Source organism: Marinomonas sp. CT5 (assembly GCF_018336975.1).
GTDB lineage: Bacteria > Pseudomonadota > Gammaproteobacteria > Pseudomonadales > Marinomonadaceae > Marinomonas.
This window is the reverse complement of sequence record NZ_CP025572.1, coordinates 1,093,635-1,116,709: the sequence shown is the minus strand read 5'-3', so window position 1 is coordinate 1,116,709 and position 23,075 is coordinate 1,093,635. Positions and strand designations below refer to the sequence as shown.

General features: G+C 42.1%; 23 protein-coding genes. 10 read left to right on the top strand and 13 right to left on the bottom strand.

Features of this window, described 5'->3' with window-relative positions; all coding sequences use genetic code 11:
• Positions 1 to 58: 58 nt before the first annotated feature.
• Complete coding sequence (gene rpsB / locus C0J08_RS05300) at positions 59 to 793, bottom strand: 30S ribosomal protein S2 (protein ID WP_012068986.1); 735 nt, start codon at positions 791 to 793, stop codon at positions 59 to 61.
• A 319-nt stretch (positions 794 to 1,112) separates the two neighbouring features.
• Here rpsB and map point away from each other — a divergent pair, with 319 nt between their 5' ends.
• The 5 genes from map to C0J08_RS05275 all read left to right on the top strand — a co-directional run bounded on the left by map (position 1,113) and on the right by C0J08_RS05275 (position 7,392).
• Positions 1,113 to 1,970, top strand: a complete 858-nt coding sequence (gene map, locus C0J08_RS05295) for a type I methionyl aminopeptidase (protein ID WP_212655065.1) — start codon at positions 1,113 to 1,115, stop codon at positions 1,968 to 1,970.
• A 58-nt stretch (positions 1,971 to 2,028) separates the two neighbouring features.
• The gene (glnD, locus tag C0J08_RS05290) at positions 2,029 to 4,722 is read left to right on the top strand and encodes a [protein-PII] uridylyltransferase (RefSeq protein ID WP_212655064.1); all 2,694 of its coding nucleotides are present in this window, start codon (positions 2,029 to 2,031) and stop codon (positions 4,720 to 4,722) included.
• A 4-nt stretch (positions 4,723 to 4,726) separates the two neighbouring features.
• Positions 4,727 to 5,914: a succinyldiaminopimelate transaminase gene (dapC, locus tag C0J08_RS05285; protein WP_212655063.1), complete on the top strand. Its 1,188-nt coding sequence runs from the start codon at positions 4,727 to 4,729 to the stop codon at positions 5,912 to 5,914.
• Between the two features lie 34 nt (positions 5,915 to 5,948).
• Positions 5,949 to 6,986 (top strand): 2,3,4,5-tetrahydropyridine-2,6-dicarboxylate N-succinyltransferase, encoded by a 1,038-nt coding sequence (gene dapD / locus C0J08_RS05280; RefSeq protein WP_212655062.1) that lies wholly within the window; start codon positions 5,949 to 5,951, stop codon positions 6,984 to 6,986.
• A gap of 61 nt (positions 6,987 to 7,047) precedes the next feature.
• Positions 7,048 to 7,392 carry an ArsC family reductase gene (locus tag C0J08_RS05275; protein ID WP_212655061.1) on the top strand — a complete coding sequence of 115 codons (345 nt, stop codon included), beginning with the start codon at positions 7,048 to 7,050 and terminating at the stop codon, positions 7,390 to 7,392.
• Here C0J08_RS05275 and C0J08_RS05270 read toward each other — a convergent pair.
• Complete coding sequence (locus C0J08_RS05270; protein WP_212655060.1) at positions 7,389 to 7,592, bottom strand: hypothetical protein; 204 nt, start codon at positions 7,590 to 7,592, stop codon at positions 7,389 to 7,391. The two genes, C0J08_RS05275 and C0J08_RS05270, sit on opposite strands and share 4 nt — an antisense overlap.
• A 79-nt stretch (positions 7,593 to 7,671) precedes the next feature.
• Here C0J08_RS05270 and dapE point away from each other — a divergent pair, with 79 nt between their 5' ends.
• The 4 genes from dapE to panD are packed head-to-tail and all read left to right on the top strand — an operon-like array spanning position 7,672 to position 9,891.
• Entirely contained in the window at positions 7,672 to 8,817 is a 1,146-nt protein-coding gene (dapE, locus tag C0J08_RS05265; protein WP_212655059.1) for a succinyl-diaminopimelate desuccinylase, read from the top strand.
• A gap of 12 nt (positions 8,818 to 8,829) precedes the next feature.
• Complete coding sequence (locus tag C0J08_RS05260; RefSeq protein WP_212655058.1) at positions 8,830 to 9,096, top strand: hypothetical protein; 267 nt, start codon at positions 8,830 to 8,832, stop codon at positions 9,094 to 9,096.
• A 4-nt stretch (positions 9,097 to 9,100) separates the two neighbouring features.
• Positions 9,101 to 9,475 (top strand): hypothetical protein, encoded by a 375-nt coding sequence (locus tag C0J08_RS05255; protein ID WP_212655057.1) that lies wholly within the window; start codon positions 9,101 to 9,103, stop codon positions 9,473 to 9,475.
• Between the two features lie 35 nt (positions 9,476 to 9,510).
• Positions 9,511 to 9,891: an aspartate 1-decarboxylase gene (gene panD, locus C0J08_RS05250; RefSeq protein WP_212655056.1), complete on the top strand. Its 381-nt coding sequence runs from the start codon at positions 9,511 to 9,513 to the stop codon at positions 9,889 to 9,891.
• Positions 9,892 to 9,965: 74 nt separating this feature from the next.
• Here the strand turns inward: panD and tpx are convergent, their stop codons facing one another.
• Complete coding sequence (gene tpx / locus C0J08_RS05245) at positions 9,966 to 10,463, bottom strand: thiol peroxidase (RefSeq protein WP_212655055.1); 498 nt, start codon at positions 10,461 to 10,463, stop codon at positions 9,966 to 9,968.
• 26 nt (positions 10,464 to 10,489) lie between these two features.
• Positions 10,490 to 10,960 carry a cold-shock protein gene (locus C0J08_RS22720; RefSeq protein ID WP_283247152.1) on the bottom strand — a complete coding sequence of 157 codons (471 nt, stop codon included), beginning with the start codon at positions 10,958 to 10,960 and terminating at the stop codon, positions 10,490 to 10,492.
• A gap of 286 nt (positions 10,961 to 11,246) precedes the next feature.
• On the opposite strand from C0J08_RS22720, the gene C0J08_RS05235 reads away from it, so the two are divergent.
• Entirely contained in the window at positions 11,247 to 11,459 is a 213-nt protein-coding gene (locus C0J08_RS05235) for a SlyX family protein (RefSeq protein ID WP_212655054.1), read from the top strand.
• A 6-nt stretch (positions 11,460 to 11,465) separates the two neighbouring features.
• Here C0J08_RS05235 and C0J08_RS05230 read toward each other — a convergent pair whose 3' ends face one another.
• From C0J08_RS05230 to cysM, 9 genes are all read right to left on the bottom strand, one after another.
• Complete coding sequence (locus C0J08_RS05230; protein WP_212655053.1) at positions 11,466 to 12,260, bottom strand: class I SAM-dependent methyltransferase; 795 nt, start codon at positions 12,258 to 12,260, stop codon at positions 11,466 to 11,468.
• A 190-nt stretch (positions 12,261 to 12,450) separates the two neighbouring features.
• The gene (locus C0J08_RS05225; RefSeq protein WP_212655052.1) at positions 12,451 to 13,251 is read right to left on the bottom strand and encodes an undecaprenyl-diphosphate phosphatase; all 801 of its coding nucleotides are present in this window, start codon (positions 13,249 to 13,251) and stop codon (positions 12,451 to 12,453) included.
• Between the two features lie 4 nt (positions 13,252 to 13,255).
• Positions 13,256 to 13,963, bottom strand: coding sequence for a tRNA (adenosine(37)-N6)-threonylcarbamoyltransferase complex dimerization subunit type 1 TsaB (gene tsaB / locus C0J08_RS05220; RefSeq protein ID WP_212655051.1), 708 nt, complete (start codon positions 13,961 to 13,963; stop codon positions 13,256 to 13,258).
• Between the two features lie 7 nt (positions 13,964 to 13,970).
• Positions 13,971 to 14,627 carry an adenylate kinase gene (gene adk / locus C0J08_RS05215; protein ID WP_212655050.1) on the bottom strand — a complete coding sequence of 219 codons (657 nt, stop codon included), beginning with the start codon at positions 14,625 to 14,627 and terminating at the stop codon, positions 13,971 to 13,973.
• 224 nt (positions 14,628 to 14,851) lie between these two features.
• Complete coding sequence (gene ppc / locus C0J08_RS05210; RefSeq protein WP_212655049.1) at positions 14,852 to 17,482, bottom strand: phosphoenolpyruvate carboxylase; 2,631 nt, start codon at positions 17,480 to 17,482, stop codon at positions 14,852 to 14,854.
• A 63-nt stretch (positions 17,483 to 17,545) separates the two neighbouring features.
• A complete protein-coding gene (gene mazG / locus C0J08_RS05205; protein ID WP_212655048.1) occupies positions 17,546 to 18,349 on the bottom strand; it encodes a nucleoside triphosphate pyrophosphohydrolase in 804 nt (267 codons plus the stop codon).
• The gene (relA, locus tag C0J08_RS05200) at positions 18,346 to 20,595 is read right to left on the bottom strand and encodes a GTP diphosphokinase (RefSeq protein WP_212655047.1); all 2,250 of its coding nucleotides are present in this window, start codon (positions 20,593 to 20,595) and stop codon (positions 18,346 to 18,348) included. The genes mazG and relA overlap by 4 nt, the downstream gene beginning before the upstream one ends.
• Positions 20,596 to 20,611: 16 nt before the next feature.
• The gene (gene rlmD, locus C0J08_RS05195) at positions 20,612 to 21,928 is read right to left on the bottom strand and encodes a 23S rRNA (uracil(1939)-C(5))-methyltransferase RlmD (protein WP_212655046.1); all 1,317 of its coding nucleotides are present in this window, start codon (positions 21,926 to 21,928) and stop codon (positions 20,612 to 20,614) included.
• Between the two features lie 137 nt (positions 21,929 to 22,065).
• A complete protein-coding gene (cysM, locus tag C0J08_RS05190) occupies positions 22,066 to 22,959 on the bottom strand; it encodes a cysteine synthase CysM (protein ID WP_212655045.1) in 894 nt (297 codons plus the stop codon).
• Positions 22,960 to 23,075: the final 116 nt, after the last annotated feature.

Sequence of the window (23,075 nt, the reverse complement as noted above, 5' to 3'; positions counted from 1 at the left end):
TTTAAAAAAGGAGGTAAGACACCTCCCTTTAGAAACCAGAACAAACTAGAAAGTTTGCTTACGCTTCAGTAGCTTCGCTTACTTCAACGAATTCGTCTGCAGTACCAGCAGTCGCATTACGACCTTCAAGAACTGCATCAGCAAAAGCGCCAACGTACAATTGAACTGCACGGATAGCATCATCGTTAGCTGGAATGATGTAATCAACACCATCTGGATTACTGTTAGTATCAACGATACCGATAACAGGAATGCCTAATTTGTTTGCTTCTTTAATAGCAATACGTTCATGATCAACGTCAACAACAAACAATACATCAGGAAGGCCGCCCATATCCTTGATACCACCCATAGAAAGCTCAAGTTTTTCAAGCTCACGAGTACGCATCAAAGCTTCTTTTTTAGTCAGCTTATCGAAAGTACCATCGGACATTTGAGTTTCAAGCTCACGAAGACGCTTGATAGATGCACGAATTGTTTTGTAGTTAGTCAACATACCACCTAACCAACGGTGGTTAACGTATGGCATACCAGAGCGAGCAGCTTGCTCTTTAATCGTTTTAGATGCGGCACGCTTAGTACCAACAAACAAAACCTTGTTCTTGTTTTCAGCCATTTTCTTAACTAGCTCAAGAGCATTGTTAAGAGCTGGAACAGTGTGCTCAAGGTTGATGATGTGGATCTTGTTACGAGCACCAAAAATGAAAGGTTTCATTTTTGGGTTCCAGTAACGAGTTTGGTGACCGAAGTGTGAACCAACCAATAATAGGTCGCGCATAGAAACTGTAGGCATTTTACTATCCTTTAATTTGGGTTATTTAAGCTTACCAGCCGAAAGCGTCAGTCAAATAAGGTTTAAAGCAACCTAAGACACCCAAGACCCTTTCTTCAATAGCGGCAAGATCGTTAATTTAAGTAAATTCACTTATTTTAGGCACAAGCCTAACAAGCCGGCGTTTTATACCACATTCAGGTAAAAACCAAAAGACTTGAACGCATTTTTTACATACCGTAAGAGTCACGTTTTTTTCTATTTGAGAGGCGATTCTACTGCTTAAGTCATGTAGAATATCCGCCAACCTAGATACAAACTATTTAAAGATATACAAATTATGAGCAATGAAACCCTACAAAAAGTTAAAGAACTAACTCAAAACGGACGCATTGAGGTTCCAAGCTGGACGCCTCGTCCTGCATCAACACACTTTACCGACATCAGTGATATAGAAGGCATGCGAACCGCAGGCAAACTAGCGGCCGATGTTTTAGTGATGCTAGAAGAATTTGTCGTGCCTGGCGTTACCACAGAACAACTCGACATCATTGCGCACAACTATATTGTTGATGTTCAAGGTGCCATTCCAGCTCCCTTAAATTATCACGGTTTCCCCAAATCTTGCTGCACATCTGTTAATGACGTTATTTGTCACGGTATCCCAAATGACAAAGCGCTAAAAAAGGGCGATGTGGTCAACATTGACATCACTATCATCAAAGATGGTTATTACGGCGATACCAGCAAAATGTTTTTCGCAGGTCCAGCCCTGCCTCACGCAGAGCGTCTAGCAAAAGTGACACAGGAATGCCTATATCTTGCAATTGATATGGTAAAACCTGGTACACGCCTTGGCGACATCGGCGCAGCCATTTCAGCTCATGCCCACAAAAACCACTACACAGTTGTCGAAGAGTATTGCGGTCATGGTGTTGGTACCACTTTTCACGGAGAGCCACAAGTTGCTCACTACGGCAAAGCTGGAACCGGCGTTATGCTGGAGGAAGGCATGACCCTTACTATTGAGCCGATGATTAACGCGGGTAAAAAACAGGTTAAACATACCGGCCCAGACAACTGGATTGCTAAAACCAAAGATGGTCGTTTATCCGCTCAATATGAGCATACTCTACTTGTTACGGCTGATGGGGTTGAAGTACTCACCCGCCGCCCAGAAGAAACTCGCTTCTCTTAGATAAGCGAGCAGCTCTTTATAACATTAACACTCAATCATTATTCTCTGAGGCTTTTGTATGGACTTCCCTGCTTTTCCAGACGCTCCGCCACTTTTAACAACAGAAGAAAGACAAGAACTTTCTCAAGCAAACTGCTCTGTTTCTCGTTACAAAGCCATCATTGAAGAAAAAACCACCATTTATAACGATCTTTTTCACTCGTTATATCCAATTGAAAAGCTCGTCAAAGGGCTATCGTCCTTTTACGATGAAATTATGCAAGCTGCTTGGACGTCTAAAAAATTAGACATAGAACAACAGGTCAGCTTAGTTGCTGTTGGTGGTTATGGTCGAGGGGAATTACACCCAAAATCGGATATCGATTTACTGATTCTATTAGCGGATGGTACACAACCACCAAAAAGTAAAATTGAAGCCTTCATTACCTTTCTCTGGGATATCAACTTAGATGTTGGGCATAGCGTTCGCAGCATAAACGAATGCTCTGAGATGGCAGCAAAAGATATCACCATCATCACCAACTTAATTGAGTCGCGAACCCTGATTGGCCCTGAAGATCTACTCGCCACGCTAAAGTTACACATAGACATCTCTCAAATGTGGGACGGCCACTCTTTTTATAAAGCGAAGTTGACCGAACAAAAGCAGCGCCATGCAAAATACCAAAACACCGCTTATAACTTAGAGCCTAACTTAAAAGAATGCCCTGGCGGTCTCAGAGACATGCAAGTCATTGACTGGGTAGCAAAACGCCATTTACACACCCATAGACTTAGCGCCCTTATAGACAAACAGTTCTTATCCGAAGATGAATACATACAACTCAAAGGTGCCGTAAGCCATCTATGGCGGATTCGCTGGGCTCTGCATATGATCGCTGGCCGCAAAGAAGACCGACTGCTTTTCGACCACCAACGCACCCTAACCAAACTATTTGGTTTTGATGATGATGATTTAAAGCGTAACGTTGAACGCTTTATGCAAGGCTATTACCAAAGTGTTGCGGCCATACAACAACTTAATGACCTACTACTTCAACATTTTGAAGAATCGTTTCTAGCGAAAGACGCCATCAATTCAGTTGAAGTACTCAATGACAATTTCCAAATTGCAAACGGCCAACTGGAAGCACGCTCTACGACGCTATTTCAAGACACCCCTTCCAGTATGCTTGAAATCTATGTACTACTGGGCAGCTATGAAAATGTTAAAGGCATTCGCGCTAACACTATGCGACAGCTACGCGATAGCCTAGACCTTATTGATGACGATTTCAGAAACAACAAAATAAACACAGATTTATTTCTAGATATTATCGCTAGCCGCTATCGATTAACCAGCATCCTTAGATCAATGAAGCATCTTGGCTTATTGGGACGCTACCTACCAGAGTTCGGTGCAATCATAGGTCAAATGCAGCACGACTTATTTCATATATATACAGTTGATGCACACACTTTACAGTTAGTAGAAAATTTACGCCGCCTATTACAACCCGAATCAAAACAAAAATTCCCAATCTCCGCTCAAGTAATTCGTCACGTAGAAAAAGTAGAGCTTTTGTACATCGCTGGCCTCTACCACGATATTGCCAAAGGACGTGGAGGAGACCACTCAGAACTGGGTTGCGTCGATGCCCAAGCTTTTTGTGAACGTCACGGTCTATCAAAACGAGACACAGCACTGGTTGTCTGGCTAGTTAGAAACCATCTTTTTATGTCTGTAACTGCTCAGCGTAAAGATATATCAGATCCTGAAGTGATTTGGGAATTTGCTAGCTACGTTAAAGATCAAGAGCACCTAGATTATTTGTTTATTCTAACGGTTGCTGATATCAATGCCACCAATCCAACCATGTGGAATAGCTGGAGAGCCTCTCTGATGCGCCAGCTGTACCTAGAAACCAAGCGCGCTTTACGACGCGGGTTAGACTTCCCTATCGATGCCGATATGATCAGCGATGAGCATAAGCAACGTGCTTTAGAAATCATGATTGAACGCAATGTCGACATCATGGAAGCCGAAGACATTTGGGACACAATCGAAGAGGAATATTTCATTCGCTCAAATGGTGATGAAATCGCATGGAATACCGAAGCCATTCTTCGTCATAGACCAAGCACAAAACCCCTCATTGCGATCACCCCACTTGGTGGTAGAAATTTCTCAGGTGCTAGTAAAATATTTATCTACACCTTAATCACCAAACACTTGTTTGCAGTCACAGCAGCGACATTCGAGCAACTTGGTTTAACCATACTTGATGCTAAAATCAGCCACACAACCAACAACTACAGCCTAGATAGTTTTGTTGTTATGGATGGCAATGATAACGACTCCAACCTTCACCTAGATAAAGAACGCATATCCTTAATTCGCAATACTCTTATGGCACAACTGGAAACCCCTTCTCTTTACGAGAGTGTCGTACAGCGTCACACACCAAGGATTTTGAAAATATTCAACTCCCCTTCAACCGCCCACTTTGTCAGTCAACCCGAAGAAGTTTGGTCTGCACTTGAGATAACAGCACCGGATAGACCTGGATTACTTGCTCTAGTAGGGCAATTTTTTATGAACAATAATATTATGCTTCACAAAGCCAAAATCGCTACCCTTGGCGAGCGTGTAGAAGACACCTTTTACATAACAGAAGAAAATGGTGATCTAATCACCGACCCAGATACCATGAACAACATTTGCACCCTTTTAAAAGAGAAAATAGACCGTTTTTCTCAAGCAATGGACTAAAAAAATGAATCCTCTTATACATTCTTTGCACCCATACCCCTTCCAAAAGCTTGCAGAGCTAATAGAAGGGCTACAACCTAATCCTGAAAAAACACTGATTAAGTTGACAATTGGGGAGCCCCAGCATGAAGCGCCAAGCATCGTTATTGAAACACTGGCTAAGAGTTTAGGTGGCGTAAGCAAATATCCAAGCACCAAAGGCGAATTACCACTACGAGACGCTATCAGCCAGTGGGCCAAACGTCGTTTTCATTTATCAAAGCTCGACCCAGAAACAGAAGTTTTACCGGTTACGGGTACTCGAGAAGCTTTATTTGCCATCACCCAAACCTTAGTTGGTGATAAGCAAGACTCTCTTGTCGTCAGTCCAAACCCTTTTTATCAAATCTATGAAGGCGCCGGGATTCTTGCCGGAGCAGACCTACATTTTTTGCCTTGTGGATCCGAGACCGACTACAAAGTGGATTATCAACGTGTCGATGACGAGACATGGCAGCGCTGTGAAGTTTTATTTGTTTGCTCGCCGAACAACCCAAGCGGTAGCATCACGACACTAGAGGAATACGCTTATTTAATAGAAAAAGCCAAAACCTTCAATTTCACCATTGTCGCTGATGAATGCTACTCTGAAATTTACTTTGGCGATAAAGCACCACTAGGCCTCCTTGAAGCCTGCCAAAAACTTGGCAACGAAGACTATAAACACTGCCTTATTTTCCAGTCTTTATCAAAACGCTCTAACCTACCTGGACTGCGTTCTGGTTTTGTTGCTGGCGACGCCACCATTCTTAAGCCATTTCTTCTATACCGTACTTACCAAGGCTGCGCCATGCCAATTCATCACCAAGATGCATCTGTGGTCGCTTGGAACGATGAAGAACATGCTATTAAAAACCGTGAAATATATACTCGCAAATTTGATTCGGTTTTAGATATTTTATCACCTGTCATGCCTGTCTCTAAACCCGAAGCTGGCTTTTATCTTTGGCCAAAACTGAGTATGACCGACGAAGAGTTTTGCACCGCCTTATATCAAGAAGAATCTGTTTTAGTATTACCAGGTAGCTACTTGGGTAGAGAAGTAGAAGGCACAAACCCTGGAAACAACCATGTTCGCATGGCGTTAGTAGCAGAAGAATCTGAGTGCGTTGAAGCAGCAAAGAGAATTAGAGACTTCCTAAGTCGCAGATAACCCTATCCCCTTAGATCTCATTTGGAGAAATTACATGAGCAATACAATTTTCGCATTCGGCCTTGGCATCGGAACACAAAACAAAGAAGGTGACTGGCTAGAAGTTTTTTACTCTACACCAAGTCTAGGTGCAGAAAAAAACACCTTAGACGCCCTATTGGAAAGCACAAATTATGAAGGCGGGAACAGCACGCTAGTATTAGACGAAGGCGATTTGAACCGTTTACATATGAACCTTTTGAAGGCAGGCAATATTGAGCAAGCCGAATTAGCATCTCGTCTAAAAGCGTCAACCAAACCTATTATTCTTTGCATATTGGCAACCGACGAAGCCCCAAGCAACCAAGCTGAAGTTTACTTAAAGCTTCAACTTATCTCTCATCGTTTAGTCCAGCCGCACAACACTGTCTTAGATGGTATGTTTGGCCTCTTGGTTAATACAGCCTGGACAAGCGAAGGCCCTATCGATGTTCGTGAACTTGCAGATCGCCAATTAAGTGCTCGCATGGAAGGTCGCACAATCGAAGTATTCAGCGTTGATAAGTTCCCTAAAATGTTAAATTTTGTTGTTCCAACAGGCATTCGCGTTGGCGATGCGGCTCGCATACGCTTAGGAGCACACCTTGCTGAAGGCACAACAGTAATGCATGAAGGCTTTGTTAACTTCAATGCAGGTACTCTTGGCAACAGCATGGTTGAAGGGCGCATTTCTGCAGGCGTTGTAGTAGGTAACGGCTCTGACCTTGGTGGCGGCTGCTCAACAATGGGAACTCTGTCTGGTGGTGGCAATATCGTCATCGCTGTTGGCGAAAAATGTCTAATCGGCGCAAATGCCGGTATCGGTATTGGCCTTGGCGATCGTTGCATTGTTGAATCGGGCCTTTATATTACCGCAGGCTCTAAAGTGGCGGTACTGGATGAAAACAACCAAGTGGTTTCTACAGTAAAAGCCCGTGAGCTTTCTGGCCAGTCAGATCTATTATTCCGTCGCAATTCAGCGACAGGTGCCATTGAATGTAAAACCAATAAAACCGCTATCGAATTAAACGAAGCACTTCACGCCCATAACTAATAACAAAACCAAAAGCGCCATTTTGACACAAGTTCAACATGGCGCATTGGGAGAGCAAGATATGATTAAAATATTTGGCATCAAAAACTGCGATACCATGAAAAAAACCTTTCGCTGGTTAGAAGAAAACAACCTAGAGTACCAATTCCATAACTACAAAAAAGAAGGTCTAGACGAAGCGACTGCAAAAGCCTGGATTGATGAACTAGGATGGGAGAACGTCATTAATAAACGCGGTACCACTTGGCGAAAGTTGGATGAGGAAACAAAAAGTATGATGGATAATACGAAAGCGGTCCATACAATACTGTCACAAACCTCAATGATTAAACGCCCACTAATTATGGTAAATAATGAAATCCTATTAGGATTCAACCCCGAAGAATATAGCCAAAAGCTACTTTAACGTAGAACTGGAGTATAAATTCGTGGTCTTTCTTTTTGAGGTCTAGGTGACACCATAGGCGTAACAGAAGGCGTATAACCAGAAGAAGAATTATCAGAGCGGATCACAGGAACAAAATACGACTCCTGAACAACAGGTTGCTGAAAAAGGCTACAACCAGTAGAAATCAAACCTAAAAAAACAACAACACCTAACTTCATAATCCCACCTTAGTTTGAAACTCCTGTTATAGTAACAGGATCTTTCATAAGGTAGCGAAAACCAACACAAAGGTAAAGAATGTCTGACTTATCTCCTACTCTAAAACTCGCCATCGATCTTATGTCACGTCCTTCTGTCACACCAGAGGATGCTGGATGTCAGGATCTAATGATAGACAGGCTTAAGCAGCTTGATTTTGAAATCGAATACATGCCTTTCGGCGAGGTCAAAAACTTTTATGCAAAACGAGGCAAGACTGGCCCTAACCTTTGCTTTGCTGGACATACTGATGTAGTGCCAACAGGCCCTGAATCAGAATGGAAAGTACCACCTTTTTCACCAAAGATTATAGATGGCATGCTGTACGGTCGTGGCGCCGCAGATATGAAAGGTAGCCTTGCCGCAATGATTACAGCGGTTGAAGAATTTATTAGCAAACACCCTGATCACCCAGGCCAAATCTCTTTTCTCATAACCAGTGACGAAGAAGGCCCATTTGTCGATGGCACAACACGCGTCGTTGATGCACTTATGGAGAGAAATGAAAAAGTAGATTGGTGCATAGTGGGCGAACCCTCCAGCACAACAACATTAGGCGATATCATTAAAAATGGCCGACGTGGATCCTTTAGCGGTGACCTAACAGTTTATGGAAAACAAGGTCATGTTGCTTACCCACATTTAGCACAAAACCCAATCCATCTAGCCGCACCAGCACTTGCAGAAATGGCCAATACTCATTGGGATGATGGCAACGATTTTTTTCCACCTACAAGTTTTCAAGTATCAAATATCCAAGCCGGCACAGGTGCAACCAATGTGGTTCCTGGCAAACTAAACGCACAATTTAATTTCCGCTTTTCTTCAGAGTTAGATTTTGATGCACTCAAAGTGCGTGTATTAGACATTCTCGATAAACATAACTTACATTATGATATTGATTGGACATACAACGGCCTGCCTTTCTTAACCCGCCCAGGGGAGCTGGTTGATGCCATTGTTAAAGCGGTTCAAAACACAGTTAACATTACACCAAAACTATCAACTTCAGGCGGTACTTCTGATGGCCGATTCATTGCCAAAATGGGCACTCAAGTAGTTGAGCTTGGCCCTATCAACGCAACGATCCACCAAATTAACGAATGCGTAGAAGCTGACAGCCTGAATCAACTTTCAAAAATTTATTCCCGAATTTTAACTAACCTCTTTGCGAAAAACGCTTAGACCGGAACTTAAATGAGAACAGCCATACACAAACTAGCAATGAAGCTAGGCAACAATCCAAGACTTGCACTAATCAAAATGATTCAAGGTGGGTTAATTTTTGTCTTTGGCGTCCTTATGCTCATGGTTGCAGATAGAGTTGTTGTAGAATCACTCGCACAAGAAATCATGGCACTATTCGGTTTAATTGTTGCTGGTTGTGGTGTCTTATGGACACTTGTCGGCTATCTATCCATGAGTGTTTTAAGAATTTATCACATGATAAAAAAGAAGGATTAGAGCAATGCAAACAGATATTGAAATCTATGTATTGTCCTGCCCGACAGCAAACATAATAGCCTGGCTTGAAGAGACATTCACTCTTATCAGTCAAAGCAGCCCATCAAATCTTTGCACTAAGGCTGTCATCGAAGTTGATAATCATAAAATTGAAGTCACTATTTTAGAGCAAGCTGCAGGAAAGCGCTTTACATCAATCTGGTTCAACTCAGATAAGACCCCCTGGGAAGACGACATTACCTGTGCAAAACAGGCTTTCAGAGCCCTAAACTGCGAAGTGCGCTGCAACTTTCAAGGATGGGAAGAAGAAGGCAATCAAGATCCGGATCAATGGTGGCGAATTAATAGTCACGGGGAAGGTCCATTTATCTGGAACTAAATAAAAATACTGAAACAACTATAGAGACCTAACACATGCAAATCACACTTCTTAAAGGCAAACTTCATATGGCTAGCGTTACCCAAGCAGAGCTTTGGTATGATGGTTCCTGCGCCATAGATAAAGACCTTGTAGAGCTCGCAGGTTTTAGAGAATTCGAACAAATCGATATCTACAACGTCGATAATGGCGAGCGATTCCACACCTATGTCATCTTGGCAGAATCAGGATCTGGCACCATCTCAATGAATGGCGCTGCCGCTAGAAAAGTACAGGTTGGAGATCGAGTCATTATCGCGGCTTATGGCCAAATGGATGAAGCGGAAGCAAATAAATTCAAGCCTAAACTAGTCTATTTAAACAAAGACAACAGCATTGAAAGAACCACCAACACGATACCTGTACAGAAAGACTAAAGCCGACGAAACCAAAAAATAAAAAAGGCCCTTCTAAGTATAATTAGAAAGGCCTTTTTATTGAGTAAAAAATTTTACGACAATACAGCTAAAGCAGCTTCATAATTAGGCTCATCAGCCGTTTCAGCAACCTGCTCTACATAGATAACGGTTCCTTTTTCATCCAGAACGACAACCGAACGAGACAAAAGCCCTGTTAATGGACCAGTGGCAAAAGTTAATCCATAATCATCGCCAAATGTTGAGCGAAAAGTCGAACCAGTATCGACATTATCAATACCCTCAGCCCCACAAAAACGTGCCGCAGCAAATGGCAAATCTGCAGAAACACAAATGACATTAACACCCTTTAAGCTTGCTGCAGACTCATTGAATTTACGGACAGATGTCGCACAAGTTGGTGTATCAATAGAAGGAAAAATATTTAAAACCAATTTAGCACCTTCATAATCTGCCAATGTAGTAACAGATAAATCGGTTTTTACTAACTCAAACTCTGGTGCCGCAGAGCCAACCGCTGGAAGAGACCCAACCGTTTCAAAAGGATTACCTTTTAGTGTTACCGTTGCCATAACTACCTCTTAAATAGATTGATAAATTAACCGCGGATAATAGATACGTTTTCAGCTTGCTTACCTTTTTCACCCTCAGTAACATAAAAGCGAACCAACTGACCCTCAACCAAAAAGCGACGCCCACGACCACGAATGGCTCGATAATGAACAAATACATCATCGCCATTTTCCATCGTTAAAAAACCAAAGCCTTTTGAGGAGTTAAACCACTTTACTGTTCCCTGTTCACGATCATCGTCTTCATCTTCTTCAGACTCAGAATCCAAACTCGCAGAACTCGTTTTACTAACCATAGCACCGACATAAACAGATACTAGAATAAAGCCAAAATATACTAGGAAATTTGTGCCTATCTCTTCTTTCAATACAGCAGCCAAAAGCACAGGTACAATTAAAGCGATGACAAGACTAACTATAAAAGTGCGCAACGAAAACAAACCGGAACCAACAGAAGACCCTTTATTACGCGAAACATTATCCTGATGATCATTCATAACAGTATATCTCTTTTCAAATTAAATATTATTGTGAAGCAAGGCCACTTTAGAAATGGACCTCGTATTAGTACATAAGTGAATATATGAATATTTTTACTAAACTCTTTTCGAAATCACCGTGTGAAGCTAAAGAAGATAGTAGTAAAATACTCAACTTCTTTATGAGAGCAATTTTCACGCCACCCCAACATATTACCTGACAAATACTTACGTCAGTTTTTTGTATAGAATTGCATTTTAAATATGAATTTAGCCTGATAAGGTTAACACACAGAAGGTATCTATGAACACCTCACAAATCAATCAACGTATCGACGAACTAGAATTCAAACTACAATTCCAAGAAGATACCATTGATAGTTTAAATCAAGCGCTAATTAGCCAACAGCAAGACATGCTCTTACTAAAAGAAAAACTGGTCTTATTAGGCAATCAGCTAGAGTCTTATCGACAACAACAGCCCATCCATGATGGTGATAAACCTCCTCACTATTAATAGAAACTAATTAGAAGGTGAATCAAGTGATTTCAACACATAAACATCAAATCGACCCGATTTCCCTTCTAATTGATAAGTTGGTTCAGAGCCATTTAAGAATGGTGCATTTTTAGGACGCTTTACAACTACTCTATACTCAGCCAGTTGCATTGCATAAGGCAGCAGAAGGTCTGCATCAGTATCTTTTCCAACCAAATCCCGAAAAAAAGCCATTTCTTTTTTTGCTGCTGCAGATGACTTCTCAGTATGTGGATACATAGGGTCTAAATACACCACATTAAATCTGGAATTTAAGTCTATTTCTGATATATCCGTATTTAATAAAGCCATATTACTAACAATATCAGCCACTTCATGGTGCAGTGATGCTCGGTACAAACCATCTTGCAACATTGCCCGAACAAAGCCGACTCGCTCGCATAGTGAAACAGAGCAACCTAAACAGGCTAATACAAAAGCATCCCGCCCTAAGCCAGCTGTCGCATCCAGAACGGACAAATGAGAGCGCTTATTTAAACCTACAGCTTTCGCAATGTCCTGACCTTTGCCACCACCAAACCGTCTTCTATGATCGACAGCACCAGAAGTAAAATCTACATATACTGGCTTAGGCGCCCCCTTTCCTGTTTTCGCTATAGCAATGCCATCTGACGTTTTTAATAATAAATAATCGAATTTAGAAACAAATTTAAGGGGCTCATTCAGCAGCATAAAGTCAAGGTTTAATGACTTAGCTAACAAACGAGACTCGGCTTCCAAAAATTTATCCGCTGTCGCTACAGCAATCGAGTTCAACAAAAGTCTCTCCCAACACAATAAATCAAAGTCATCACACTCGCCACTTAGAGTAACAATACTCGTTAAGGCCCATATTTATTCGATTTAAAAATAGAAAAAGCCTCTAAATATTAGAAGCTTTTCACTTTGAGCCAAAAGGCCAACTGACCAAATTCCATTACTCTCAATCTAAATAAAAAGCCTCGAACATCTATAGATAGACGATTAACAAAAGTATCGTCCCTAGCACTAATCTATAGACGAAAAATGGGAAGAATCCAATCTTATTAAGCCACTTTAAAAAGAAATAAATACACAGATAAGCACTAACTGCTGACAGAATAACCCCCATCAGAATACTCACCCAATCCACCGTAATATTGGATGACACTAGCTCAACTGTTTTTAAACCACCAGCGGCCAAGATAAGAGGAATAGACAAAAGAAATGAAAATCGAGCGGCGGTTTCTCGACCAAACCCCAAGGAACGGGCCGCGGTCATAGTAATACCAGAACGAGATGTGCCTGGAATTAAAGCAAGCGCTTGAGCAAAGCCAATACAAAGTACACTTTTCAACCCCAAATCCTGCTCAACTTTACTTGATCGACCATATCGGTCAGAAAGCCAAAGTAATACACCAAATCCAATAGTAGTATAAGCAATGACTTCCAGAGAACGTAAGTGCGTGCTAATAAACTCATCAAATACTAAACCAGCCAAACACGCAGGTAATGTCGCAAGACAAATCCACCAAGCTAAACGACTATTAGATGTGGAACGCTTATCTTTTATGGAAATACACCAAGCCATAACAATTTGAAAGATATCTTTTCTGAAATACCCAACAATAGCGATTAACGTACCAACATGCACCGCAACATCAAAGGCAAGACCTTGATCCGGCCAATGCAAAATTTGTGAAGGCAAAATTAAATGTGCAGAGCTGGAGATAGGCAAGAACTCTGTCAGCCCCTGAATAACCGCTAAAAAAACGACCTGATACCACAACATAAAATTATCGTTTTCCTATACGAGGAGCCTGCTTTTCCCAACTAATTTCATCTCTGAGATATGTAGGAACAGCGTCGTAAGCAGACACTGTATTCCCCCTATTAAATTGCAATAAAGCCAATTCAGCAATGCAAGCAGCACGTGGGGCCAGATCAGTCAAAATATGCTCTGGAGCATTAGGAAGTAACTGTGTTAAAACATCGGCATAACACCAACCAGAACCAACACCTTCAAACTGAGTAGAAAAAGAAGAGAGCAACTCGGGCTTTACGACACATTCCGCAATCAAAGCTTCTATTTCATAACGCCCTTCAATCTTATTAACACTATAGCCGCCCATGTAGATTTCACCCATACGAGCATCAAGAGCGGCAAGCCAGTTATTACGTCCTGTTTTTTGAAATCCTTCTAAAGATAAAGCGGCAAGAGTAGAAACAGGGACAACAGGTAAATCTGCACCAAATGCAAGTCCCTGTACGACACCAGCGCTGATTCTCAAGCCAGTAAAAGAACCAGGGCCACACCCAAAAGCAATAGCATCTAGGTCCGATAAAGTCAGACCTGCCTGTTCTAAAACTTGATCGACCATTGGTAAAATCAAATCATTATGTAGACGCGGAGCCATGCGAAAATCTTCTAGCACAACCCCATCAATATTCAACGCCACCGAACAGGCTGGCGTTGATGTATCTAATGCTAAAATAACCGTCATTGAGTATTTAAGCCTTTAATGAAGCAAGAAGGCTTTGTTTAATCTCATTCAGATCTCCAACACCGTTCACTTTAACAAATTTAGGTGCCGCTTCACTGTCAGCTTTTAACCAATCTTGGTAATAACCAATTAAAGGGGCTGTTTGCTCATGATAAACACCTAAGCGTAAACGAACCGTTTCTTCTGTATCATCGGCACGCTGCACAAGATCTTCCCCTGTGACATCGTCTTTGCCTTCTACTTTAGGTGGGTTGTAAATAACATGATAGGTACGGCCAGATGCCTCGTGAACACGACGACCACTCATACGCTTCACAATTTCTTCATCCGCAACATCTATTTCAACCACATAGTCAATTTTAACGCCAGCCTCTTTTAGAGCATCCGCTTGCGGAATAGTACGAGGGAAGCCATCAAACAACGCACCGTTAGCGCAATCATCTTGAGTCAAACGTTCTTTAACTAAACCAATGATAATATCATCAGATACTAGTTGACCGGCATCCATAACCGCCTTCGCTTTCAAGCCCATTTCGCTTCCTGCTTTTACGGCTGCACGCAACATATCTCCTGTAGAGATCTGCGGAATACCAAACTCTTCCGTGATAAATTGAGCCTGAGTACCTTTACCAGCGCCTGGCGCACCTAATAATATTACTCGCATAAAAAAATCTCCAAAAGACAGCGTTAACTGATAAGCAAGGATGTCTGACACAATACTTCACCATCATGCAACGAGCACGACGGCACAATGTTCAGGCAAACCATTTGCATATTAAAAAATGAATGGCCGCCAAGCATACCCAAGCAGCCCATCATTATGCAAATTTACCTACCTTTTTTTATAATTTTCTTGCTCAAACTGAGTATTTATTAACCAACAGAGCATTAGCCAGTATTTTGCATACCACTAGCAATACCAGCCATTGTAATCATCAGAGCCTTATTAACCTCAGCATTCTCTTCGTCTCTTCTGCTTCGATACAAAAGTTCGGCCTGTAAATAATGCAGTGGATCAATATAAGGGTTACGTACATCAATGGACTGACGAATGGTTTTATTATCTTCAATGAGTCGCTCTTGCTTTTTCAGCATTTTCACAAGCTCACTAACTTGCTTCAATTTACCACGCAATAACCGCCCTAAGCCTTGTAGCTCTTCATCCACCAAACGCTTTTCATAATACTCTGCGATTTCCGGCTCAGCTTTCGCTAACACCATATCCAACATGTCTAAATAGGCTCCAAAGAAAGGCCATTTTTTATGCATTTCTCTAAGCTTTTCTAAATTACCTGACTCTATCCCCTGTTGTAGGGCACTCTCAGCACCTAACCAAGCAGGAAGCATCAAACGAATTTGCATCCAAGCGAAAATCCAGGGGATAGCGCGCAAACTTTCTACTCCGCCATCAGAACGGCGACGCGCAGGACGAGACCCTAAAGGCAATTTAGCCAATTCCTGTTCAGGCGTCGTAGCCCTAAAGTAAGGTACAAAATCTTCATGGCCACGAACAATAGATCGATATTGATTCATTCCAACTTCCGCCATCTCATCCATGATGGCTCGCCATTCTTCTTTTGGCGATTCTGCAGGAATCAAAGAAGCTTCCATCACGGCAGAACAGTAAAGTTCTAATGAACGTACTGCAATATCCGGGATGCCAAACTTAAAGCGAATCATTTCACCTTGCTCTGTCACTCGGATTGAGCCATTAACCGAACCTGGAGGTTGTGACAAAATCGCTACATGAGCAGGACCACCACCTCGACCTACGGTCCCCCCGCGGCCATGGAACAAAGTCAGATGAATTCCATGACTTTTACATAAGCTGGTTAATGCTTCTTGAGCTCTATATTGCCCCCACGTTGCAGCAATCTGCCCGGCATCCTTCGCTGAGTCAGAATAGCCAATCATCACTTCCTGGTGACCATTTATATAAGACTTATACCAAGGTATTGAAAACAATTGCTCAATTATAGGCTTAGCATTATCCAAATCCGCCAGCGTTTCAAAGAGAGGAACGATACGCATTGGGAAACTAACGCCAGACTCTTTCAGCATTAAAGCCACCGCCAAAACATCTGATGGAGCACTGGCCATTGAAATGACATAAGAGCCAAATGAATTCTGTTGTCCTTTTGAAATCATCGCAAAAGTATCAAGCACTTCTTTCACTTCTGCCGTGGGCGTCCACTCTAGAGGCAAAAGAGGTCGCTTAGAATTCAACTCAGTCAATAGAAAAGCTTGACGCGATGCTTCATCCCATTCGGCATAGTCACCAAGACCATAAAATCGCGTAATCGCAGACAAAGCATCAATATGACGAGACGCATCCTGACGAACATCCAAACGAACTAAAGTGGCACCAAAAGTGGCCGCACGACGAATCAAATCCAGTAACGAGCCATTAGCAATCACCTTCATACCACAGTCCAATAGAGACTGATAACACAAAGTCAGGTCATCGGTAAGCTCTTGAATATCAAGAAAAATACCTTCATCAGATACGGTTTCTCCATCAAGACCAGCTTTTGCCCAATTCTTGGTCGCAAGCATTTTATTTTCTAGGTGACGCAGTACTTCTCGATAAGGTTGAGTACTCTCGCCAACTCGCTCACGTAAAGCATCATTACACTGCGTCATCGAAAACTCTGCCCGCAGTTCATTCAAATCTTTTATATAAAGGTCAGCCGCCATCCAGCGGGCCAGAAGAGTAACCTCTTTTGTTACTTTATGAGTTACATTTGGATTACCATCTCGGTCACCGCCCATCCAAGTCGAAAAACGAATTGGCGCTAAATCGAGAGGCAAGCGATCTTCTTTTGAGAACTCACTAAACTGTTCATCTAATTGACGGAAAAAACGTGGCACGGCTTGCCATAGGGACTGCTCAATAACGGCAAAGCCCCATTTCGCTTCATCAACGGGTGTAGGACGTTCTTCCCGAATTTCATCCGTATGCCAAGCTTGAGTGATAATTTCTTTCAAGCGACGAATGTGTTTAGTTTCTTCCAAAGGCAAAATATTATCTTTATCAAGTGCCTCTAACTCACTGGAAATATTGTCATATTTACGGATCAAAGAGCGCCGTACTACTTCTGTAGGATGAGCTGTCAACACGAGCTCAATAGACTGAGATTGCAATGAGTCAATCATCTGCTCCGCACTGAAATTCTGCTTCGAAAGGCGCGAGAGCAGATCGCCAACAGGATTATGATAAATCCCTAAACTTTCATTGGTGCGACGGCGATGAACACGATGGTACTGTTCTGCAATATTAGACAAATTCAAAAACTGGTTGAAAGCTCTAGCAACCGGAACGATTTCTTTATCATCTAATGCTTCCAACGCTTCAATAAGAGCTGCGGAGTCGCCAGATTGGCGCCCATCTTTCGAAAGTAATCGAATATTTTCTACTTTTTCTAGAAAACCTTCTCCCAAATGATTACTCATACTCTCGCCAAGACAATCTCCTAGCAACCTCACATTTTCGCGCAATGACGCCTGTCGATCACTCACTTCAGCCCCCTAATATTACCCATAAACGCTATCAATCAACGTTTTTATGCCAGTCAAACAGATCTACAAGCCTTCGCGCTTAGCTTGATCCCAATAACGATCTAACTCTTCTAAAGAACAATCTGTCAGATGCTTTCCCTCCATCGCAACTAAACTTTCTATTCGGCCAAATCGACGACGAAATTTTATATTGGTTTTACTTAATGCGATATCAGGTGACACTCTTAGGTGTCGAGCCAGATTACTAACGGCAAATAAAACATCCCCCATTTCTTCTTCGACATGAAGGTCGTCTTGCTCCTTCATCGCCTCTTCAAGTTCATCTAACTCTTCTCTTATCTTATCAAATACAGGGCCAACCTCAGGCCAGTCAAACCCGATTTTAGAAACTTTTTGTTGAATTTTGACCGCCTGCATTAACGCTGGCATCGAGACAGGAACATCATCTAATAAACTTGCCTTTGTCTCCCCTTTCTCTTTTGCTTTGATCTGTTGCCATTGCTCAGCAATCTGCTCTTCGGTAAGAGACGTAGGCTCACCAAAACGATCAATATTCCCTTCAGGAAAAACATGAGGGTGGCGACGCAACATTTTTTCGACAACGCCTGTTGCTATATCATCTAAAGAAAAGCGTCGCTCTTCTTCCGCCATTTGTGCGTAAAAAATCACTTGAAAAAGCAAGTCACCCAACTCTTCTTTTAAATGATCAAAATCCTCACGCTCAATGGCGTCGATCACTTCATAGCTTTCTTCTAATGTATAAGGAGCAATCGTTTTGTACGTTTGTTTTTTATCCCATGCACAGCCAAACTCTTCGTCTCTCAGGCAGCTCATCAAATACTGTAACTTTCTAACCGCGTCACTCAAAAATCTTTCTCTCTAAAAACATTCAGCACATTCGGCAGTTGGTTAATACGATGTAGCAATTTACTTAATACACTTAACTCACCCACTTCAATAGTGAAGCGAATACTAGCCGTGTGGTTTTCTTTTGCTGACAAAGTGTTCATCGACAAAAGATTCACTTTTTCATTCGCCAATAAGCCCGTAATGTCATTAAGCAATCCAGTACGATCGTAGGCCTCAACCTGAATATTTACTGGATATTGATTATCCAACTCTTCCCCCCAGCTAACATCGATAATACGCTCTGGTTCATCCAACCCTAATTGCACAATATTGATACAATCCTGGCGGTGTACAGAGACACCACGACCTTGGGTAATAAAACCTACGATATCGTCACCTGGAATCGGCGTACAGCACTTTGCCATTTGTGTCATTAACTTACCAACACCTAATATGTGAATATCATTATCGGAAGATTTATGGCGACTCTTTTTTAAGCGTATAGGACGAGGGGAAGCCGTTTCGCCATTTAAGCTATAGAAATCATCAATCACACGTAGCACACGAGATAATTGAATGTCTCCAGCGCCCAGTGCTACATAGACCTCATCAGCATAAGAAAAGTTAAAACGTGCCGAAATCGCTTGTAAATCAATACGGTTTTCTTCAAACCCCAAGCGTTTAAGCTGTTTATCTAACAGATGTTTACCTGCTTCTAAGTTTTTCTCTCGATCTTCTTTTCTAAACCAATTTTGAATCTTGGCACGAGCACGGTTAGTCTGCACATACCCTAATGTTGGGTGAAGCCAGTCTCGGCTTGGGCCACCTTCTTTGGTTGTAAGAATTTCAACCTTATCACCTGTTTTCAAATGGGTAACAAGTGAAATGATTTTGCCGTTAACTTTTGCACCCCGACAACGGTGGCCAATTTCGGTATGAACTCGATAAGCAAAATCCACTGGGGTTGCATTAACTGGCAAATCCACTACGTGGCCATCTGGCGTAAAGACATATATGCGATCTTGTTCAATATCACTTCGCACTTGCTCAGACAGAGACTCTAAATCTCCTTGGACTTCATGAAAATCCAAAATGGTTCTGAGCCACTGAAGTTTTTCTTCATAACTTGTGCTGTTGGAGCTTAAATCTGTACCTTTATATTTCCAATGAGCACACACTCCAAGTTCAGCATCTTCATGCATTTTGTGTGTGCGTATCTGAATTTCAAGAGCTCTCCCTTGAGGCCCCACAACGGCCGTATGCAATGACTGGTAACCATTTGATTTAGGGTTACTAATATAATCATCAAACTCTTGCGGAATAGGACGCCACAAATTATGAACAATACCCAGTACGCCGTAGCATTCCATTGGTTCATCCACTAAAATACGAACAGCACGAACGTCATACACTTCGTCAAAACCAATATTTTTACGCTTCATTTTGCGCCAAATACTGTAAATATGTTTCGCTCGCCCCATTAAGTCAGCATGAATATTAATACCTTTCAAACGCTCATCAAGCACATTAATTACATCATCGATATATTGCTGACGATCAAGGCGCTTTTCGTCCAGCCACTTGGCAATTCGTTTGTAATCGGATGGATAGAGATAACGAAAAGAAAGGTCTTCCAATTCCCATTTGATATGGCCAATCCCCAATCGGTGAGCCAAAGGGGCATATACACTTTGTACCTCTAGGGCAACAGCAACTCGACGCTCTTCTCCCTGATGTTTGGCTTCTTTGATCGCGCAAGCCCGTTCCGCTAACTTAATCAGCACAACACGGACATCATCAATGATAGAAACCAGCATTTTACGCAGTGACTCAAGTTGATTTTCACTACTACCGAGTACCTCAGCCGCCGAGTCTAACGTGAGATTTTTAGACACCTCCCCCATACGAATAACCCCTTCAATAATAGAAGAGACTTTGCGGCCAAACATTTCATTTACACGGGAAATAGATAGCTGATCTTCTCGCACGACTCGGTACAAAGCCGCCGCAACCAGTGAATCTTGATCGGCTCGAAAACCAGAGAGGATTTCCACCATCTCTAGACCAGCACGAAATGTACTTGCTTGTGGCCCCCAGAAAGAAGGTCTAGCACATTGCAGCTCTGATTGACGTGCTAACTCACAAGCCATACGTAAAGGAACTCGGGTACTATCATCAATTAAATGGGAAAAATGTCCCATCCATGCATCAATATCGACACTACCGTCTTCTAATACGGGGTGATCTTTTCTTACCGTTACCATCTATCCGCCCTTCAATTTACTTCTTTTTTTGCAACAACATCATGGTTTCTACATGAGAGGTTTGCGGAAACATATCCATAAGCCCAACACGTTCAACACGATATCCTTTTGCTACTAAATACTCGGCATCCCTTGCTAAAGTAGAAGCATTGCAAGAAACATACAAAATTTGCGTCGGCGCAATTTTTATTATGCTATCTAAAAATTCAAACGCACCAGCGCGAGGAGGATCAAGCAAAACTTTCGTAATGCTAGCATTTAAAAGCTCCTCAGTGACTGGTTTAGTCAAGTCAGCGGCAACAAAAGAGAGATTATTCAAACCATTAATAACTGCATTCTCTCTAGCGGCTTCAACCATAGTGTCTTGCACCTCAACACCAATAACGGAATGTGCAAGTTGCGCCAAGGGTAAAGAAAAGTTCCCAACACCGCAAAATAAATCCAACACCACATCATGTTGATTTGGACCTAACCAGTCCAGCGCCTGATCAACCATTTTTTGATTCATCGAAGCATTAACTTGAATAAAGTCTTGAGGATGATATTTCAAGCGCAAAGTAGAAAGATCATAATAACGCAATTGATCAGACGCTATATCCGCTTTGCTCACTTTTGGTGCTTGCCAAGACAACCCTACCTTTTCGTTAAGAGCCCACTCACCCCAAATTTGTTCAAGCTCAGGTGAAATAGTAGTGATCAGCCGAAACAAAACCGATACCCCTTTGCTATCTTCTAACAATTCAATATGACCAAGCACGGCTGATAAGTCATTCTGCGACAAAGCCTGCTTAAGTGAGAGAAAAGTCTTTTGTAGATTATCAGTCAAAACAACGCAACGATCTATTGAGACAATATCACTAGATGATTTACCACGAAACCCTAGAGAAACCTTTCCTTTTTTAACATCAATAGCAATGCGAGCACGACGTCGGTAACCAATTGGGGCATCTGATAATAGCTCTAGTTCTTGAGTTGTAATGAGGTTACGTAATTGTCCTTTTAACCAATCAGCCTTTGCCGAAATCTGCTGTTCATCGGCTAAATGCTGAAAACTACATCCACCACAAACAGAGAAATATTGGCAGGCAGGGGTCACCCTATAAACACTTGGTTCAATAATATTCGTTAAGATGGCCTCATCATAACGACGACCCTTTTTAGTCACTTGAGCTTCTACGGTTTCACCCGGTAAAGCCCCATCAATAAAGGTAACTTTACCTTGCAAACGCGCTACGCCTTTTGCTTCATGGGTCAAGCCATCCACATTAAATGTTTGAATCGGGCCTATCGACTGTGGCTTAACGATACGACGTGAGGGGGTTCTTCTTCTCAAAGGAGGCTCTCTTTTTCCAGAGTCTAAAATAAACGCGCCACTATTCTACCTCATATGACAGCAGAACAGTACGCGAATACCCGCCTTAATAATTGAAAGCCCTAGAGACGGTTAGACGATCCAACAAGAAAAAACCACTAACCGTCAAAAACACCAGTAGATAAATATCGATCACCTCGGTCACAAATAATTGCCACTATCACAGCATCCTTCAAGTGTTTAGATAACTCCATTGCAACCGCAACCGAACCACCAGAAGAAACACCACAGAAAATCCCTTCTTCTTTCGCTAAACGTCGCATGGTTACTTCCGCGTCTTGCTGAGCAACATCCATAACAGTATCAACTCGGGTCTCATCAAAAATCGATGGTAAATACTCTTTTGGCCAACGACGAATACCGGGAATGCTTGCTCCATCTTGTGGCTGGAGCCCCACAATCTGAACATCCTTACTTTGCTCTTTTAAATAACGAGAAACTCCCATTATGGTTCCTGTCGTACCCATAGAGCTGACAAAGTGCGTCACAGTTCCCTGTGTTTGCTGCCAAATTTCCGGCCCTGTCGTCAAGTAGTGAGCATTCGGGTTATCTTGGTTAGCAAACTGATTTAATACCACTCCGATACCTTGGTCCTGCATTTCTTGAGCCAAATCCCGCGCTCTTTCCATGCCTTCTTCTTTACTGACCAAATGCAATATCGCGCCATAAGCTGTCATAGCCGACTTACGCTCTTGGCTCATGTTATCAGGCATAATCAGATGCATTTTATAGCCTTTAATTGCAGCTGCCATAGCCAAAGCTATGCCTGTATTACCACTGGTTGCCTCAATTAAACTATCGCCTGGCTTTATGTCGCCACGCAATTCTGCTTGTAGAATCATATTCAGAGCTGGACGATCTTTCACCGACCCTGCTGGGTTTTGCCCTTCTAATTTCAGCAAAATAGTATTACTAGGATTGGGGTTGATACGCTGCAAGCGAACCAGAGGAGTTTGCCCAATCAAGGACTCGATACTAGGATATTGGATCATAAAAAACTTCATTGACATTGATGACTTAGGGAATGACACTTACCACTTTATACGTATTTAAGAACACTTATACTAAACAGTACAATAAGAAAGCGTTATAAACTTAGTGTCGATTT